General features: G+C 58.9%; 12 protein-coding genes and 4 pseudogenes. 2 read left to right on the forward strand and 14 right to left on the reverse strand.

Translation table 11 applies throughout. The features are described 5' to 3' along the window. Window positions 1-74: 74 nt before the first annotated feature. The 5 genes from AB4089_RS22490 to AB4089_RS22510 all read right to left on the reverse strand — a co-directional run bounded on the left by AB4089_RS22490 (window position 75) and on the right by AB4089_RS22510 (window position 6586). Window positions 75-911 carry a cytochrome b/b6 domain-containing protein gene (locus AB4089_RS22490; RefSeq protein ID WP_441411493.1) on the reverse strand — a complete coding sequence of 279 codons (837 nt, stop codon included), beginning with the start codon at window positions 909-911 and terminating at the stop codon, window positions 75-77. A 630-nt stretch (window positions 912-1541) separates the two neighbouring features. Next, a complete protein-coding gene (locus AB4089_RS22495; protein ID WP_441411494.1) occupies window positions 1542-2525 on the reverse strand; it encodes an electron transfer flavoprotein subunit alpha/FixB family protein in 984 nt (327 codons plus the stop codon). Window positions 2526-2538: 13 nt separating this feature from the next. After that, complete coding sequence (locus AB4089_RS22500; RefSeq protein ID WP_441411495.1) at window positions 2539-3315, reverse strand: electron transfer flavoprotein subunit beta/FixA family protein; 777 nt, start codon at window positions 3313-3315, stop codon at window positions 2539-2541. A gap of 255 nt (window positions 3316-3570) precedes the next feature. Further along, on the reverse strand, window positions 3571-4926 hold the full coding sequence (locus AB4089_RS22505) for an NAD-dependent succinate-semialdehyde dehydrogenase (RefSeq protein WP_441411496.1): 1356 nt from the start codon (window positions 4924-4926) through the stop codon (window positions 3571-3573). A 379-nt stretch (window positions 4927-5305) separates the two neighbouring features. Beyond that, window positions 5306-6586: an aspartate aminotransferase family protein gene (locus AB4089_RS22510; protein ID WP_441411497.1), complete on the reverse strand. Its 1281-nt coding sequence runs from the start codon at window positions 6584-6586 to the stop codon at window positions 5306-5308. Window positions 6587-7024: 438 nt separating this feature from the next. Between AB4089_RS22510 and AB4089_RS22515 the strand changes: the two are divergent. Beyond that, window positions 7025-7672, forward strand: a pseudogene (locus AB4089_RS22515) (IS256 family transposase); the annotation flags it as partial. Window positions 7673-8109: 437 nt separating this feature from the next. Here AB4089_RS22515 and AB4089_RS22520 read toward each other — a convergent pair. From AB4089_RS22520 to AB4089_RS22555, 8 genes and pseudogenes are all read right to left on the reverse strand, one after another. Further along, a pseudogene (locus AB4089_RS22520) lies at window positions 8110-8378 on the reverse strand (transposase); the annotation flags it as partial. 13 nt (window positions 8379-8391) lie between these two features. Continuing rightward, window positions 8392-8687, reverse strand: a pseudogene (locus tag AB4089_RS22525) (IS1634 family transposase); the annotation flags it as partial. Window positions 8688-8742: 55 nt separating this feature from the next. Then, the gene (locus tag AB4089_RS22530; protein WP_441411498.1) at window positions 8743-8973 is read right to left on the reverse strand and encodes a hypothetical protein; all 231 of its coding nucleotides are present in this window, start codon (window positions 8971-8973) and stop codon (window positions 8743-8745) included. 23 nt (window positions 8974-8996) lie between these two features. Further along, a complete protein-coding gene (locus tag AB4089_RS22535; protein WP_441411499.1) occupies window positions 8997-9977 on the reverse strand; it encodes a hypothetical protein in 981 nt (326 codons plus the stop codon). A 99-nt stretch (window positions 9978-10076) separates the two neighbouring features. Continuing rightward, the gene (locus tag AB4089_RS22540) at window positions 10077-11255 is read right to left on the reverse strand and encodes an ABC transporter ATP-binding protein (RefSeq protein WP_441411500.1); all 1179 of its coding nucleotides are present in this window, start codon (window positions 11253-11255) and stop codon (window positions 10077-10079) included. After that, window positions 11252-12046, reverse strand: coding sequence for an ABC transporter permease (locus tag AB4089_RS22545; RefSeq protein WP_441411501.1), 795 nt, complete (start codon window positions 12044-12046; stop codon window positions 11252-11254). Before AB4089_RS22545 ends, AB4089_RS22540 begins: the two co-directional genes overlap by 4 nt. Then, on the reverse strand, window positions 12039-12977 hold the full coding sequence (locus tag AB4089_RS22550) for an ABC transporter permease (protein ID WP_441411502.1): 939 nt from the start codon (window positions 12975-12977) through the stop codon (window positions 12039-12041). Before AB4089_RS22550 ends, AB4089_RS22545 begins: the two co-directional genes overlap by 8 nt. After that, window positions 12977-14062, reverse strand: coding sequence for an extracellular solute-binding protein (locus AB4089_RS22555; RefSeq protein ID WP_441411503.1), 1086 nt, complete (start codon window positions 14060-14062; stop codon window positions 12977-12979). The genes AB4089_RS22550 and AB4089_RS22555 overlap by 1 nt, the downstream gene beginning before the upstream one ends. Before the next feature lie 774 nt (window positions 14063-14836). Here AB4089_RS22555 and AB4089_RS22560 point away from each other — a divergent pair. Then, complete coding sequence (locus AB4089_RS22560; protein ID WP_441411504.1) at window positions 14837-16372, forward strand: PucR family transcriptional regulator; 1536 nt, start codon at window positions 14837-14839, stop codon at window positions 16370-16372. Between the two features lie 244 nt (window positions 16373-16616). On the opposite strand, the pseudogene AB4089_RS22565 reads toward AB4089_RS22560, so the two are convergent. After that, window positions 16617-16829: pseudogene (locus AB4089_RS22565) on the reverse strand (IS3 family transposase); the annotation flags it as partial. Window positions 16830-16994: the final 165 nt, after the last annotated feature.

The following is a 16994-nucleotide window of genomic DNA, read 5'->3' on the forward strand; positions in this document are numbered from 1 at the left end:
GTCCTGATGGTCCCTCGTTGCGTCGCTAACCAACTGGACGGTTCCTGTGTGTTGTTGGACGGGGGAGAGGACTATTAGCGTTTGCTCACCGTGCCAAATAGTCCGGCAATGGGGGCAAGAACTACGGGGCGCGTCGCGAACACTGCGCCGACTGTGGTGGCGAGTCCCGTGGCAAAGAGCCAGAACCCAGTCCAGTTGACGAGGTCTGTGCCAGCGAACATGTGGTTTAGGTTGCGTAGCGCCCCAGTCGACATGACGAGGAGAACATGAACGAGGATGAAGAACGCGAAGAAGAGCATCGTGGGGAAGTGAATCGCCCGTGCCAAAGTAGCCGGGTAGATCCGGTTGAGCCGCGTCGCTTTACTTGGCCACCACACGCTCATACGCACACCGGTAATTGCAGCCAACGGGGATGCGACGAAGACTACGACGAAATACATAATCTGCTGAAGGGCGTTGAAGTTGATCCAACCGTTTTCCACCGGCCACTGCAGCGTCAGGTATTGCAGCAAAGCCGATGCAGCGTTGGGAAAGACCTGCCAGCTAGTGGGGACGATCCGCACCCAGTGTCCGGATAGGAAAAGCAGCACCACGAAGATGAGGCCGTTCCCAAGCCAGAGCACATCCAGTGAAGTATGCAGCCACAGGTTGATGCTGATCTTCTGGCCGCCGCGCTTCGACGTCCAGGAAGCCGGGGGCCTTTGCTGGCTGCGCACCAACCAGCCGGAACGGATGATGAGGACCATCAGGAAGAAATTCAGGAAGTGGGTCCAGCGGACCCACGCCGGGAACCCCGGATCCACGGCCTCGCGCGGGTTGTAATCGCCTGGATAGCGTTCAAGGAACTCGTTAACGCCCGGCAGCGTCGTTACACCGCGCGCGGTTAGCACGATGATTGCTGCGGCGATCACTGAACCGATGGCGCCGAGTACCCCGAGCTTTGTCCACCTTGCGAGTGTTCGAGAGAGAAATACCTGCGGTTCACGCTTTCGTTTTGTTGGATTCGCAGATGGCGAAGCGCCTCTCAGTCTGGCTTTCGCCTGCTGAGACGGAGTCAGCGCGTATATTGAAGGCAACGGTGTGGATGTGGCGGCTGCGGACCTGGTCGGCATGGCCCGGGCTTCGGTAGTCGGCGGAAGGCCTCGGTGTACGCTCAGGGCGTCGCCCAATCGAGTCTGTTCTTCAGTTGGTGCCGCAGCCGGTCGATTAATTTCTTCCGTGGTGATGTCCGGCTGCTCTGCATCGCGTAATGCGCGGTGCGCGGCGCCAGGCGCCTCCCCAACGAGTTTCAACTGAGCTGCGGTCTCCGGTGCGGGATATTGCCCCGTTGGTCTGACGAACTCGGCCTCGCGGCCTGGGAGGCGCGGGAGTCCTCGGCGTAGGGGAGCTTGAGAAGCGCTCCCCCCAACGAAGTTCGGGGAGCCATTAGCAGTTGCAGTGAGAACAGCATCGGAGACCTCCGTGGCTGCTGGCCAGGCTTCGCCTCCCATTTCGCGAGGAAGACCGCGCCGCAGCGCTCCAGTGAACGATGCCATTATCAGCTAACTCTTTCGTGATTCAAGGGCTTTGATGAGCTGAGGGACCACTGCGAAGACATCGCCAACCACGCCGAAATCGGCGATATCAAAGATCGGCGCGTCGCTGTCTTTGTTGATCGCGACGATTGTCTTGGCTGTCTGCATGCCCGCACGATGCTGGATAGCGCCCGAGATGCCAAGCGCAAGGTAAAGCTGCGGCGAAACCGACACACCGGTTTGACCCACTTGGTGGGCCTGAGGGACGTAGCCGGCGTCAACCGCKGCACGGGAGGCACCGACTGCCGCACCGAGTACGTCAGCAAGTTGTTCTACGAGTGTGAAATTCTCAGCGGATCCGAGGCCGCGGCCACCTGCGACAACTTTCTCCGCTCCACGGAGCTCCGGCCGCGATGAGGTCGAGGCCTCCGGCTGGAAATCCATGACTTGTGCGGAGTTGGCAGCGCAAGGGGCTATGTCCAATACGGTAAGGGCGAGCGGCTGCGCTGCTCCCCGCGCCTCGATGGCGCCCTGCCGGACCGTAACGGTCAGTGGGCCGAAGGTGGTCGTTGACGTGACGTTGTAGGCTCCCCCGTATACGGAGTGATGCGCGATCACCCCCTCTTCGTCGCGGCTAATCCCAATAGCGTCGACACTGAGCGGTACTCGTGAGCGAGCCGCGAACCGGCCGGCGAGGTCGCGGCCGTCCGTCGAGTTGGAAAAGAGAATTGCATCGGGCAGCACCTGCTTGACCGCGGTCTCGATGGCGCCCACCAGGGCACGGTTCAGGCCGCTGATGCCTGGGGTCTCTGCGATCATCACATGTGACGCACCATGCTGGGCCGCAGTCTTCGCGGCTGCCTCGCCGGCACCTGGCTCGGCGAGTACGAGCGCGACGGGAGTGCCGACTTTAGCCGCGGCCCCCAACAGTCCAGCGGCCGCCGGATCGAGGAGGCCAGCCCGTGTGGTCTGAGTGACGACGAGGATGGCATCAGGAGCGAATTCGTTCATGGTCAATGTCCCCTTACGTGAGGCTATTCTGCGTGAGGAAGTCCGCGAGTTGCTCGCCCACGTTCCCCTCGGCGAAAATCTTGATTCCCGCGGCACGCGTCGGTCGCTCAGACACCGCCAACATGATTGAGCGCGCAGCTTTGGGATCCTCGGCATTTATGCCGAGATCTGCGAGCGAAAGTTTCTCGATCGGCTTCTTCTTCGCGGCGACTATCCCCTTGAAATTCGGGAAGCGGGCATCAGGCAAAGCCTCGGTGATCGAGATGACCGCCGGCAGCGTGGTAGACACCTGATCCACTCCGCCTTCGATCGGGCGGCTGCCGGAGACAGCGCCGGGGGAGACCATGACCGAGCTCAGCCCAGTCGCGTGGGGCACGTCGAGCAATTCGGCGACGAGTGCGGGGATCATCCCTCCGGAGCCGTCGGTAGAAGAGTTACCTGCGATGATCAGGTCGAACCCAATTCGCTTGGTAACAGCAGCAAGCGTCTCAGCGGTCAACCTTAGGTCGGCTCCAAGTAACGCCTCATCCTCAACATGTACCGCGCGGTGGGCGCCCATGGCGAGACCTTTGCGGATGGTTGCGGTGGCCGAAGGCGGGGCGACCGAGACGAGCACGACTTCGGTGCCACTCTCGGTTTCAGCGTAGCTGAGCGCGACCTCAACCGAACGCTCGTTGATTTCGTCAAGCACGGCTTCGCTCGCACCGCGATCGGCCAAGCCCGTCTCAAGGTTGAGCTTTCGATCCCCATAGGTGTCCGGGACCTCCTTGACCAGGACAACGATTTTCATTTTCTTCCTCTGATAGTTCGCAGGTTTTCGCGGGATGCGTTACCCCGAGGTTTCTTTTCAGTCTCTATCCACTGCCACCAACACGGCCATGCGGGATCGATACGATCCTTTCCTGGGCCGACTGGCCGAACCTCTCTCCGGGGACCGGCTTCAGCGACTAGGCCCTTTGGGGCACCATTTCGCCACGAGGCTATGCTGCTGATCGTCGTAAGCCACCGAGGGTGGCCGCGCCGATCCGGCGCGGCCGCTCGGCGATTATTTGGCGAAACGGAACAGCTTCTTGTTCGCGAACTCCTCGAACCCATACTTCCCCAGTTCGCGTCCGAATCCGGAACGCTTGACTCCGCCGAATGGCACATCCGTTCCCTCCAATCCGGCGGCTCCAATGAAGACCATGCCGGTGTCCAGTTGGTTCCCCACGCGCTCCGCCTGCTCTAGGTCGTCGGCGATGATGACTGAGCCCAGGCCATATGGGGTTGCGTTGGCCAGTCGGATAGCCTCGACCTCGTCCGCCACGCGGTACAACTGCGCGACCGGGCCGAACAACTCCTCGCTGAAGACGTCCATCTCCGGCGTAATGTCGGTGAGCACGCCAGGGGTAAAAACGTTGCCAGTCGGGTCGAGGTCGCCGACGAGCAGCTTTGCGCCATGGTCGACGGCGGCTTGCACTTGTTCCCTTAGCGTCTCCGTCGCCGAGGCCGACGACAGAGGTGCGAAATCGCCATTATCGTATGATTTCGCCCCGATCGCCGTGGTGAACTTCTCCGCAAATTCATCGTAGTGAGCGTCAATCACGATAATGCGCTTCGAGCCATTGCAGGACTGGCCGGTATTGTCGAGACGCGCCGACACTGCCTGAGCCACCGCGTGATCGATGTCGGAAGTCTCCAGGACAATAAACGGATCTGAGCCGCCGAGCTCCAGTACCGCCTTCTTCAAGTGGCGTCCCGCCTGTTCGGCGACGATCGCGCCCGCACGCTCCGACCCAGTGAGCGAGACGCCCTGCACCCGGTCGTCTGCGATGATCGTGGAGATCTGATCGTGCGTCGCGTACACGTTGACATAGGCGCCCTCAGGGAAGCCCGCATCGAGGAACACCTGCTCGATGGCCTTCGCAGACTCAGGACACTGGTTCGCATGTTTCACAATCACCGTGTTGCCCAGGATCAGGTTGGGCGCCGCGAACCGCGCGACCTGATAGTAGGGGTAGTTCCAGGGCATGATCCCGAGGATCACCCCAAGCCCCTGCTTCCGCACGAAACCATGGAGGCCGTCATTGGCCTCCACAGGCTCATCCGCCAGCCATTCCTCGGCCTTATCCGCGAAAGTGCGTGTAATCGTCCCTGAGTACGCCGCCTCGCCGATTGCAGACGGCAGCAACTTTCCCATTTCGCGGTTACTCAGTGCGCCGAGCTCTTCCTTGCGTTCGACGAACAAATCGGCAGCGCGACGAGCGAGCTCGACTCGCTCGGCCAGAGTCGTCTTCCTCGACCACTCCTCATAAGCACGTTGCGCCTTTGAGAGAGCGAGTTCGATCTCGGCATCCGTCGCCTCCTGATACGCCTTGACAAGCTCCCCCGTCGCCGGATCGATCACAGCATACTTACTCATGTTTGACTCCTAATAGGCTTGATTCAGTAAGACTTGGTTGGGTCGATTGCTTTGGAGGGCGCTGTTTTCAAGTAGACCGCTTCATCGTGAAGCACGAATAGCTTTCGCTCTCCGAGATGCCGCACTGATCCTTGAACCCAGATGACGTTGTGCCCGTGAAGTATGTCGTGGATGGTGCCGTCGAATACAACAACCCCGCCTTCCGCGACCTCAACGTGGTCCCCGTACTCCAAGCCTTCGCAGTCACCCAGCCGACGCGGGGAAAGCGGGGAGGTGTTCATATCCAAGCACTTCGGCGCGGGGGATTCTGACTGGTTGAGGCGCTGTGGCCCGCGCGGAGGGCTCGACGCTGTAGGCGTTGGTTTCGTGGCCACCCCCATTAGGACACTGTTCTCGCCATACCGCTGACGCATTTGGCAGCATCCACCAATCTGTCGACGACATCTGCTGCTATGCGCTCGTCCATCGGTGTGGACAATGATGCGAGCCCGTTCTGCATTAAGAGCAGACCTCGGTCATAGGACTCCCACCAGAGTGAAATCTGCATATCCTTGGCAACCAGTGCCTCAGCACTTTGCGGGAACAACCGGAGCAGGGATCCTCCCCCGCGCACTTCCCAGCCACAGCCATCTAGTTTGGCACGGAGCTCACCCCGCATCTTCTCCCCCATTTGGTTCAGCCTTCCGACCTCAGCTTCGGAGAAGAGCCGCAAGGCCTCGACGCCGGTTGCCATTGACACTGGGTTAGCACTAAACGTGCCACCGTGCTCAAGCCCCTGAGGGGACAGGGGAGAGAGGTTCTCCATAATCTCCGTCCGCCCTAGCACTGCGCCGATTGGCAGTCCCCCACCAATAATCTTCCCCGTTATAAGAAGATCAGGGTCAACACCGTTCGCATGCATCACACCGCTGTAAGCCTGGCGGATCCCGATGACTTCATCAGAAACCAACAACGCACCCGTGTCGTTGCACCTGCGGCGGGCCATGTCAAGGAATTCTGGCGTGGCTGCAATCAGGCCCGCACGGTTAGGCATTGGGTCGATCACGACAGCCGCGATCTGTTTGCCTCTCGCTTCGAACACCTTGTCCAAGCCTCGAACGTCATTGATCGCCACCTCGATCGAGTCCTGCACAACGCCCTCCGGGATCCCTCGTCGGGATTTGTGCCCGCCAGGCACCAAGGCCAAGTCGGCGGTGCCGTGATAGGCGGAACGAACGAACACAACTTTATTGCGTCCCGTCACAGCTCGTGCGAGCCGCACGGCAAGCATCACGGCCTCGGTGCCCGAATTGCAGTAGCGAACCTGCTCAAGGTAGAACGTTCGCTCAAGGATCAGTCGCGCATGATGAATCTCATGCATATTCGGAAGACCAAACGATGCGCCGTCGGACAATGCGCGCTGGCCAGCAACGGTAATTTGCGGATGTGCGTGCCCATGAATCAACGCCGTGAAGTTATTGTTGAGGTCGATGAGCTCCCTCCCGTTATCGTCCCGCACCCAGCACCCGTAGCCTTGTACCGCCATTGGCATACGTCGTGCTAGTGCGAATGTTGAACGCCCAAAGCCGCCGGGCAGGAGGCTTTGGCCGCGCGAACCCGTAAACGTCTCCGCGAATCCGGGGGCTGTCTCATAAGTGGAGCGGATGCTTGAAATCGACACATCAACCACGATATGAGGGCGGATGATGTGTAATCCATTAGCCTGAGAAACAGACTATTCCGCATTCTTTGGCCCCCGCCATAAATAGCTGCCCTCATGGACTGTAGGCCGTGGAACAGGGTGAATCGAGAAGCCTGAGTGGCGCCGCCGGTAACCTACCTACAGGGCGGACCGCGGTCGAGAACTGGCAGATGAGATTCTACTCAATCACGATCGCCCCCCGGAAGGAGGGCGGCCGACGGCTGAAATGTGGCCTGCGTCTGCTTTTCTACAAACTTGAAGAACTCAGCTTGCCCAATCTGGCCACGGATGTACTCCTGGATTAGCTCCGACGGGCAATTCGTGGGAGTGTCTGAATAACGGTGGATCCGGGGTTGGCCTGGCACGACGGGCGGTGCCTGGCGGGGAGGACTGACCATGAGCGAAACCATGGATCCCATGGCGACTGAAGTGGATCAGCAAGAGTTATCGCAGCAGCTCCTGGCACAGTCCAGGGAGCAGGGAATCGAGCTCGTCGGCCCGGGCGGGCTGTTGAACCGGTTGACGAAGAATGTCCTGGAGACCGCTCTGGAAGCGGAGATGGACGAGCACCTCGGTTACGGCAAACACGACGTGTCCGGCCGCGGCAGCGGCAACTCCCGCACGCACACGCACCAAGACCGTCATGACCGAGATAGGCCCGGTGGAGATCGATGTGCCGCGAGACACCGGATCGACGTTCGACCCGCAGATCGTGAAGAAGCGACAGCGGCGGCTGACGGGAGTCGACGAGATCGTGTTGTCGCTGAGCGCGAAGGGCCTTACCACCGGGGAGATCGCTGCGCACGTCGGCGAGGTCTTCGGTGCCCGGGTCTCCAAGGACACCATCTCGAGGATCACCGAGAAGGTCATTGCCGAGATGACCGAGTGGCAGAACCGGCCCCTGGACCGGGTCTATCCGGTGGTGTTCATCGACGCTATCCACGTCAAGGTCCGGGACGGGGAGATCACCAACCCGCCGGTCTACGCGCGACCGGAGTCAGCGCCAACGGCGAACGCGGCATCCTCGGCCTTTGGGCCGGGGACGGCGGCGAAGGGGCGAAGTTCTCGCCGGCAGGGACGGAAAAACAGCGGTAGACTTCTGCATCGAAAGGGTGCTCCCTCGCTCGGCAAATAACGGTCTCGACAACCACTATTTTCCCAGTTCAGAGCACCCTTTCCCTGATTAGCACGCTATCCCCACGGACCCGCTATGAAAACCTGGGGCTAACTCTGGAAGGCACTATGAGCAGACAGCCCAAGCCGTCGACGCTCGATCTTAGACACCGATAAAGCTCCAGTCGAACACATCGTCATGCGGTAACCAACCCGCGAATGTCAGCCTGACACTGCAGTCGGAAAAACGACTCGCCCGCATCACACCCCAACCGGCCGGTACACGATGAGCGGCCCCCGGAACAAAACCCAGGAGCCGCTCATCTATGCACTCTTGACAACAAGATCTACAGGGTGTGTCGGTTTAACGGTGGATCCGCGGCTGGCATTTAGTTGATTCTTCCTTCGAAGGTGATGGCGAAGGCTTTCAGTGCCGGCTTCCACCTCGTGGCCCATCGTGCCCTGCCTTTGCCGGTCGGGTCCAGTGCCCGGGTGGCCAGATAGGGACATTTCAGGGCCGCCTGCTCGGTGGGGAAATGACCCCTGGCCCTGACCGCGCGCCGGTACCTAGCGTTGACGGACTCGATGGCGTTGGTGCTGCGATGACCCGACGGATTTCCACGTCGTAGTCCAGGAACGGCACGAAATCGCTCCAGGCGTTCTGGGCTGCCGCGGGCCGGGCCGGCGCGCCCAGATGGTTCTGCAGTGGCGGCAAGGTCGAACAAGCCCGGATCGTCGGCCGGAACGACCAGACTCAGCACTGGAGGAGTGGGCTCAACACCGAGGTCGAGGACGCCCTGCGCAGGGTGCTCCAGCAACTCGCGGGCACGCGCCAGCAGCACACCGAGCTCGGCCTCCGTATGCGCCGAGCCGACGTGCTCAACCATGCGCTGCCGGCCCCGGACATACTCAGCGATCTGCACCCCGGTACCGCCCGAGGCCGTCCGACCCTCCTGATGAATGCCACATGGTGACACTAGAACAAACCCATTAGTGTGTGAAAAACCGCCCACCCGCGAACATCACCGCAGGTCAGCGGCACAGTTCGCCACGAGCCCACAGCCCGTGAGCCAACTCAGGTTGAAATCCGCTGGCGAGCGGTAGTCCAGGCCCGGCACGAAGCGTTGCCGGAAGAACCTGTTCCTCCGCGCGACCATGCCCTTGGACCCCGGATCCCGCAGCGGCAGCAACTTGACCTCCAGCCCCAAGGATCCGGCGAACGCGGCAACCGGCTCCGTGGCGTTAGCCGCCACGAGCCGCTCACGTCAGCTGGCGTTCAGCGGAGCGACAACTCGTGAACCCGCTTTATACCAGGGCGCAACGCCCCCAGCGGACGAACGGCCTTGATCATCCGCGCTGCAGTGCCTGGGTAGCCATCACGGGGGAGATTTAGAACAATCCGCGACCTCAGGCCCCTCGGTCCAGTCACAACCAGTTCGGTTCCCTCAGCCGGATCTTCGGGGACCTCACGGGAACTTGTCCATTCCAACTTGACACGTTCGTTACCTTCGATCGTGCCGGTGATGGTGTGGAAGAAGCCGATAACGCCATCCGCAGGAACGGCAACGCCGCCCACAGCCGTTTCGAAGGGAGTCGTGAGCTGCTTACTGTCACGCTCCACCGAATCGAGCTCAAGACCCAACCCGTGGACAAGGGACCAGAAGGCCTCCTCAAGATATCCGAAGAGGGCGCTTCCGCCGCCTTCTCGTCTTACACCGATGCCACCTTCCTCTACAAGGACGTGTTCAGTCCAGGTGGAGATGACACTCACATGGCGACCGAAGACACAGACCGGATCAGGTATGGTCGATGCAAGCGCCACCGGCATGTAGTCGAGCCTAAAACCAGGAACCAGACCCGTGCCGATAATGCGGGCACCTCCGATTACGGCACGGCGCTCTAGCGATTCCAGGTCTTCGCGCCGAGACTCGTCGCTGAACATGCTCACGGATGTCACGACGTCAACGCCCGCGTCGGCGCATGCATCCAAGACTTCAAACATCTTGGAGCCGCCGTGGCCGCCGTACAAGAGGACATCAATGTGACCGGCAAGAACGGATTCCAGATCATCAGTTACCGGGATCCCACACGGGTCGCCCAAAAGAAGCTCGCCAAAGTCTCTCCCGCTCTTGGCCGGATCAGTGGTCACTCCCGCCACGATTTCGAGTCCCGAAGCCGGGGCAAACTCTAGAAGGAGAGCTGACAGCTTTCCAGTTCCATAGATCGCAACCTTCAGATCGCGATCTTCGGCGTTCATCTCGTGCATTGTGAGTGCCTCATGTTTCTTGTCTGTGATCGAATGGCTTGAAAGCGCTAATACTTGTGCGCACGGCTTTGACCTCTCGCAGCACAGGCGCTAGCCTGGCGCGCCTACCTTGACCGAAATGGGTGGAGTAGTTTGACCTATATTCGTCACGCCGTCTTGTGCGAGGGGATGCGCGTCCTCAACGCTCATCAGGACTCCGTCATTGGGGGCCCAGCAAACCAGCACCTGCTCCCTCTCATTCAGCAGACTACCTGCGGCAGGCTCGTCTACGACCATGCGTTTTTCTACACCTTCGACATCGACGTGTACTCGACGCTTACCTCCCATATAGATGACTTGGGCCACATTGCCGCGAAGCACGTTGAAGCCGGCCAGGTTCTCGACGCCCTGCGGATGCTTGAGGCGGATTCGTTCGGGGCGAACCATCAGCGCATGCGAACCGTGGGAGTCGAAAGCGGCTGTCGATGAAAGTTCCAATTCATAGCCGTCTGACTTAAACAGAGACCGACCCCGCGAAGTAATCAGATGTCCTGGGAGCACGTTGGAATTGCCGAGAAACTCTGCTACGAAAAGGCTGGCCGGGCGTTCGTAGAGCTCTTCGGCCGTTCCAACTTGTTTTACCTCGCCATGGTTGAACACAGCGATCCTGTCAGACATCATGAGTGCCTCGTCTTGATCATGTGTCACAAAGATGAATGTGATACCCAAATCGCGGTGAATGCGCATGATTTCAAGCTGCAGACCTTCTCGAAGCCGCTTGTCGAGGGCTCCGAGTGGCTCGTCGAGTAGCAGTACCTGGGGTTCGTACACGAGCGCGCGGGCTAAGGCCACGCGTTGTTGCTGCCCCCCGGAAAGCTCCCGCGGGTATCGATGCGCGAGGTTGCCGAGTCCAACCAGTTCAAGGATCTCACCAACTGCTTTTGAAATGCTTCTTCTGTCGACCCGGCGTTGCTTCAGAGGAAAAGCCACGTTGCCTGCAACTGTCATATGCGGAAACAGGGCATAATTCTGAAAGACCATGCCTATGTTCCTGCGATGCGGCGGAAGTTTTGAAATAGGTGTCCCCGCCACTGTGACGTCCCCATCGTCCGGCGTTACGAATCCAGCGACGATGTTTAGGGTCGTCGTTTTGCCAGAACCACTCGGACCCAGAAAAGTCATGAACTCGCCGGGAGCGAGGTCTAGCGACACGTCGCGAAGAACGGAAGTGTCACCATAGGTCTTGCCCAGATTGTGTAGTTCTACACGTGCGCCATGGCCCATTGTCATTTCGATGTGCTCCTTCGCACGGTAACTAATCCAACTAGTAGCAATAAAAGACTGGTGAGCGTGATCAAAATTGTCGCGGCAGCGGCGCCAGTTGGATCAATTTCTGCTGTCACGCTCTGATATAGCTGGACCGGCAGCGTTCGGTTGGACGGGCCCGATAGAAACAAGGAAATAATCGATTCATCGAACGATGTCAGGAAAGCGAACAGTGCACCAGTTAGGATCCCAGGCATCACTATGGGCAGTGTGATTGTGAAGAATGTCTTCAACGGTGAAGCTCCTAGAACCGCCGCGGCCCTTTCGATTTGTCTATCGACTCCTTGAAGGCTCGCTGAGACCGTGACTATCACGAAAGGCACCGCCATGATCGTATGTGCAATCACGAATCCTATGAAGGTCTCGGTGAGGTGCCATCGCAGAAACACGTAATAGATGCCGATCGCTACGATGACGCCAGGGACGACCATTGGCGAGACCAAGAGGGCCTGAACTGGTTGGCGCCATCTTCCTGAGCCGCGAACCAGGGCGAGCGACGCCGCTGTCCCGAGGACGGTGGCGATCAAAGCAACTACTGGGGCAACCCGCAGCGAAAGCATAGCTGAGTCAAACCAAGCCGAATCGGAAAAGAAGTTTTCATACCAACGCAACGACCATCCAGTTGGGAGTGTGTAGGACTGCTTCTCATTGAAGCTGAGCGGAACCACCACCAGAGTTGGAGCGATCAAAAGCAAGCCGGCTAAGACACAAAAGGCTACCAAGGCCGGGCTCTTTCCCGATGCTTTGTTATTCATTTGCTCCCCTTCTGTCTTGAGACGGTGCTATCCGACGAGAGGTAATGGCCCCGATGCCGAGGAGCAGGACCGCGACAACAAGCAAAACTAGGGCAATTGTTCCACCACGTCCGAAGGCTAGAAGTTTCGAAACCTGATCAACGATCTGCTGCGCGACCAGGCTGTTTTGCGGTGAACCAAGTAGCGCCGGCGTGAAGTAGAAGCCCAAGCTGAGGATGAAAACGATGGTGCATCCAGCCAAAATCCCAGGCACCGCCAGCGGGAGGTAGATCTTCATAAATGCCGTTAGGGGTTTGGCCCCAAGGCTGCCGGCCGCCTGTAGCAACGACCGATCGATCTTCAGTAGAGATGTGAATAGGGGCAGGATCATGAAGGGCAACAACACCTGGGTTGAACCCATTATGACAGCGGTGGTGGTTCCCAGGAGCCGGGGTGTTTCGATGCCAAGCGCGCCGAAGGACTCTCTGACGATCCCGCTGTCCTGCAACAACACCACCCAGGAGTACGTCCGAACGACCATGCTGGTCCAAAAAGGCATCAGCACCACAGCAAGCATCACGAAACGCCAACGTAGCGAGACGACTGTCATCAGATATGCAAATGGAAATCCCAGCACCAGGCAGATTGCTGTGACTGAGAATCCAACGACCAGGGTCCGGACGATGATAGCGCGTTGGACTTCGCTATTGACGAACCAAGAATAGTTTGCCCACAGTGACTCTCCTGGTGTGGGGAAGTCAGTGAAGCTTTTGGTAAACATCGCTAGTACGGGATATGCGAAGAACACCGCAATGAAGATGACCGCTGGTACGACGAACAACGACCATCGATTTGGAACGAGTCCGCGTTTGGATTTGCGGACGGTTAGTGTTGGGTTGTCCCGCGACGTGACTGAATTGCGCACCGGCTCGTCTTCAAGGAGCTTGCTCATTAGCCCGCAGTAATCCGAGTCCAGGTCGCCATGGCCTCGTCATTGTTCTCAGTCCACCAGCGTGCATCGTATACAGCCGGGGTTCCTATCTCGTCCTCATGACCGGCTGGCAGGAAGCTCTTGTATATGTCAGAAACCTCGTCCAGGTTCGACGATGGGGTGGTTGGGGCGTATGGCTGGTACTTAGTGAATGCAGCTTGGGCCTTGGGCGTGGCTACATAGGAGAGGAACGACTGTTGGGCCTCCGGGCTACGTGACCCCTTGACTGCGTAGACCGCATCCCAGACAAAATAGGCACTATCCCAAACGACTCCGATGTCAGCACCATTTGCTGACGCAAGAGCGGCGCGACCCAGGTAGCACAAGCAGGTACCGAAGTCACCAGACTCCAACATCTGGTTCTGCTGGGCCAGCGTGCCTTGGAGAGTGAGGTCACTGCCAAGCTTCTTGATGACGTTTTCAGCGCGGTTGTAGTCGACCGGGTACATCTTGTCAGGAGCAACCCCATCCGCAACTAGCAACGGCTCGAAGCCTCCGACCGCATAGTTGAAAATCGCGCGGCGACCGGGAAAGTTCTTAACATCCATGAAGTCCGTGATCTTAGTCGGCGGTTTGTCCCCATAGAGCTTCTTGTTGTACACGAGCCCAATCGGAGCCAGCATAACCGGGACGCCGCACTCGTCTGTGATGTACTTCGGGTCGACTGCGCTCATGTCCACCTCAGGCCCGCGTTTTTCGTAGAGAACTCCACACCCAGACCCACCCGAAGCAGCATCAAGGTCGACGATGTCCCAGGTCGTCCTACCAGCTTCAACCATGGTCTTGACCTTTGCCGGATCACTGGGACTGTCGGTCTTGAAGTTAACGCCCTTTTCCTTAGAGAACGGCTCCAACCACCCCTTGGTGGCGGCAGTCATACTGGTTCCGCCGTAGTTGACGAATGTCAAATTTTGTTCGCCATTTCCCTGTCTGGCTGAAGCATTGCCTTCAGTATCCGGAGCACAAGCAGCAAGGGACGCCACCATCGCCAGACCTGTTATGCCGACCAGCAACTTCTTGGACAACATCTGATTCCTCTCAATCATCGTGGTTTCCAGCTAATCTCTGAGTCAGGAACGGATACCCGTTTGTGACTTCAACCACTTCTCCTGTAGGAAACTTTGCAGCACTGATCCCCCGCCATCAATTGGTTCGTAGACCAAAGCGCACCCGCCCTATTGTTTCCTGAAACAGAACGCGGTTGAAATGGGGCGACCAAGTTTCCAGAACCCGGAGTGGAGCGGAGCATTTCGCGGCCGGCCCCGCGTCCAGCGTGCTTGATCGACCAATCCTCTTTGGCGGCAACGGCTCGTTGCAGGACGCCGGATGTGGACACTGGCCATGATCACCGCATGAGCTGTCCCACAGTCGTTAGCATCGATGGTGGACCGATCCCTTGCCCCAGGGCTGTGACAAGCCCGTAGCTGCAGTGAAGTCCACGGTTGCCCTGCCCGAACCTGACCCGTGAGGAATTTTCGATCAGCGATGGGTTTGCCCGTCGACATCAGCAGCAGGCCGGGGGGACACTCCGGAAGGTTTCCGTACAACCGAAGGCGTGTCGGCAACGCCGGGTGGGAATAGTCAGGAAACATATTGGCCATCCTTGACGGGCACTGTTTTATTGGCTGAATTTCGCATCCCTCGGCAGGTCACATCCCCGAAGCATTTGTGTAACCCAACCAGTTGTTAGCTTGTATCCTGTGTGCAGACATAACAAATCCACGGCCAGTTCGGGCGGGATCTGGGGCCGAGCGCTGTTGAAGCGTGGCGTACCCGCTCGCCGCACTTGATGAAGACCGCTCGCGAAACGGAGCTGAGGCATGCCCACAACTATTTGCATCGCGGACTTACTAGAGATGTCATCGTGGAAATTGGCGCTGCTTGCAGGTAGATCAGGGCTTGAACGAACTGTTTCATGGGCTCACGTCTATGACGTTGCGGACGTCGGAGGATGGGTCGATGGCGGTGAACTGGTGATTGTCACGGGCGCTCACCTAGCCGAAGACCCCGACGAGCAGGTCGAATTTCTTACGCGGCTGCAGGAGCGAGGAGCAGCCGGCCTTGCGATCGGTTTTCGTGGCCCGGACCTGAGTGATCTGATGCTCCAGAAAGCAGACGACCTCGGTTTTCCCATCATGCGTGTTCCTCGTGAGACCGCTCACATCGCCATCGTGAAGTTTGTGGCCGCGGCCAATAACGGGGAGATCCAAAAAGAACTAGTGACTGCCATTCGAATCTTTGAAACCATCACGCCTCGGGAAGACGAGATCGAGTCCTCACACCGGTTCAGGCAGATTGAGAACATCAGTGGGTACGAGCTATTTCTGACAGACGATGACGGTCGCGCACTGCTACCCGGATTCAGGAACCTCCCGGAAGGCTTACTCGAGCATGTGCGGCGCACGGTGCCGACGTCAAGCCGCTGGTCGTCACTCGCGATCCCAAGGGGTTACGCCCGCCCGATTAACGTGTCGGGTCGGCGAGCTGGATTTCTCGTGGCTCAGGGCTCCGGCCGGGCTGCGGCCGGTTTCAGCGTCTTCGGACACATCGAAACAATCGCCCGCCTGGAGCTCACCGCACTGTACGCCGATCGAGAAGTTCGTCGACGCGAGGGAGCCGAACTCTTCGGGCAATACATGCATGGGGAGCATCCGGTGCAACTCTCAAGCGATCTCGAGGGAGGTTGGGGAACCAACTTCGAAGATGGACTAAGCGTTGCATCTGTACGAATTGACCCTTCCCAGCCTGTGGCGCAGCAGGTCGACCGAGAAATTCAACATCGACTCAGCGACCAAGGCATCGTGCATTTGCTTCTGACCGAAAACGATCGGACACTAGTGGCCCTGCCATCACATTCTGTTACTATCCTGCACACGATTGCGTCGACCCTGCCAGTACGTATTGGAGTGAGCGCGAGCAGAGCATCGCTGATAGACGCGGCCGTAGCTCGCCGTGAAGCAATCTGGGCCGAACGGCATGGACGCCGAGATCCCGTGAGCGGCGTCGGTTACTTCGTTTCCGAAGAGGAATGGGGGCAATGGCTACCATCTGCCCCTTCGGCACTTGCTCAACTCGTAAAAAACACTCTGGGTCCCATACTTGACTATGACGAGTCCAAAGATGCTGACCTTATGGAGTCCCTGCAGGTCTATTTTTCGCATGAAGGACGGCTGCAAGTCGCCGCTGATCAACTATTTGTGCACAAACACACTCTCGCCTACCGTCTCCGCAGGATAGAACAGCTGACGGGCCGTGATCTGAGTTCGATGCGTGACCGAGCTCAGCTGTGGCTAGCCCTGTCTGCCCTGGAGAGCGTGGCGGGGGGCGTCTCGGAGACTTCCAGACGCAAGTCCTAAGTAACACGCGTACGCCCGCGGGACCGCCGCGGCTTTTGTTTGGCTCGCGGTGTTAGGCCGCTGTGAGCGCGCTCCGGTTGATTGTTTTATATTCGATTGGCGTGAGTTTCCCGGCCGTCTTTGCCCGCGCCTGCGGTGGTACTACGTCTATTCGAGTCAGGTCGTGCTGGCTACGCAGCAGTCCTGCGCAGAACCTCATTCTCCTGTACCAGCTCTCGGCCGACTCGGCCATTGCCGGCCCGCTGGGTTTACACACTAGGCCTTCGTCGCGCCAGACCCGCTTCCTGTTCAGCGCCGCGCCATCCCACTCGGGCTGGGCGAGCAGGTGCCAGTGGGCCTTCTGCCAGCCCCACACGGGTGTTTCACCGCGACGGCGGGCAAAGCTGCGCGGAGCTGCATTTTCCTCAAAACCCATGTCGGGCTTCTTCTTGCAGAACGAGGACCCGTTCTGACCCAACTACTGGGYTCCARAYGCAAGAACTTATGCAAACAACCAAGGCCCGAGGGTTAATTTAGCCTTACGGCCCATTCGAGTTCGTTGCCTCGTCGAAGATAGTTATCTCATGTCTTCAACCTCTTTGAGCCGAACAGAACGTGCGCATATCGATGATCGCGCCCTGGC

This window comes from Arthrobacter sp. 2MCAF15 (assembly GCF_052115605.1).
GTDB lineage: Bacteria > Actinomycetota > Actinomycetes > Actinomycetales > Micrococcaceae > Arthrobacter.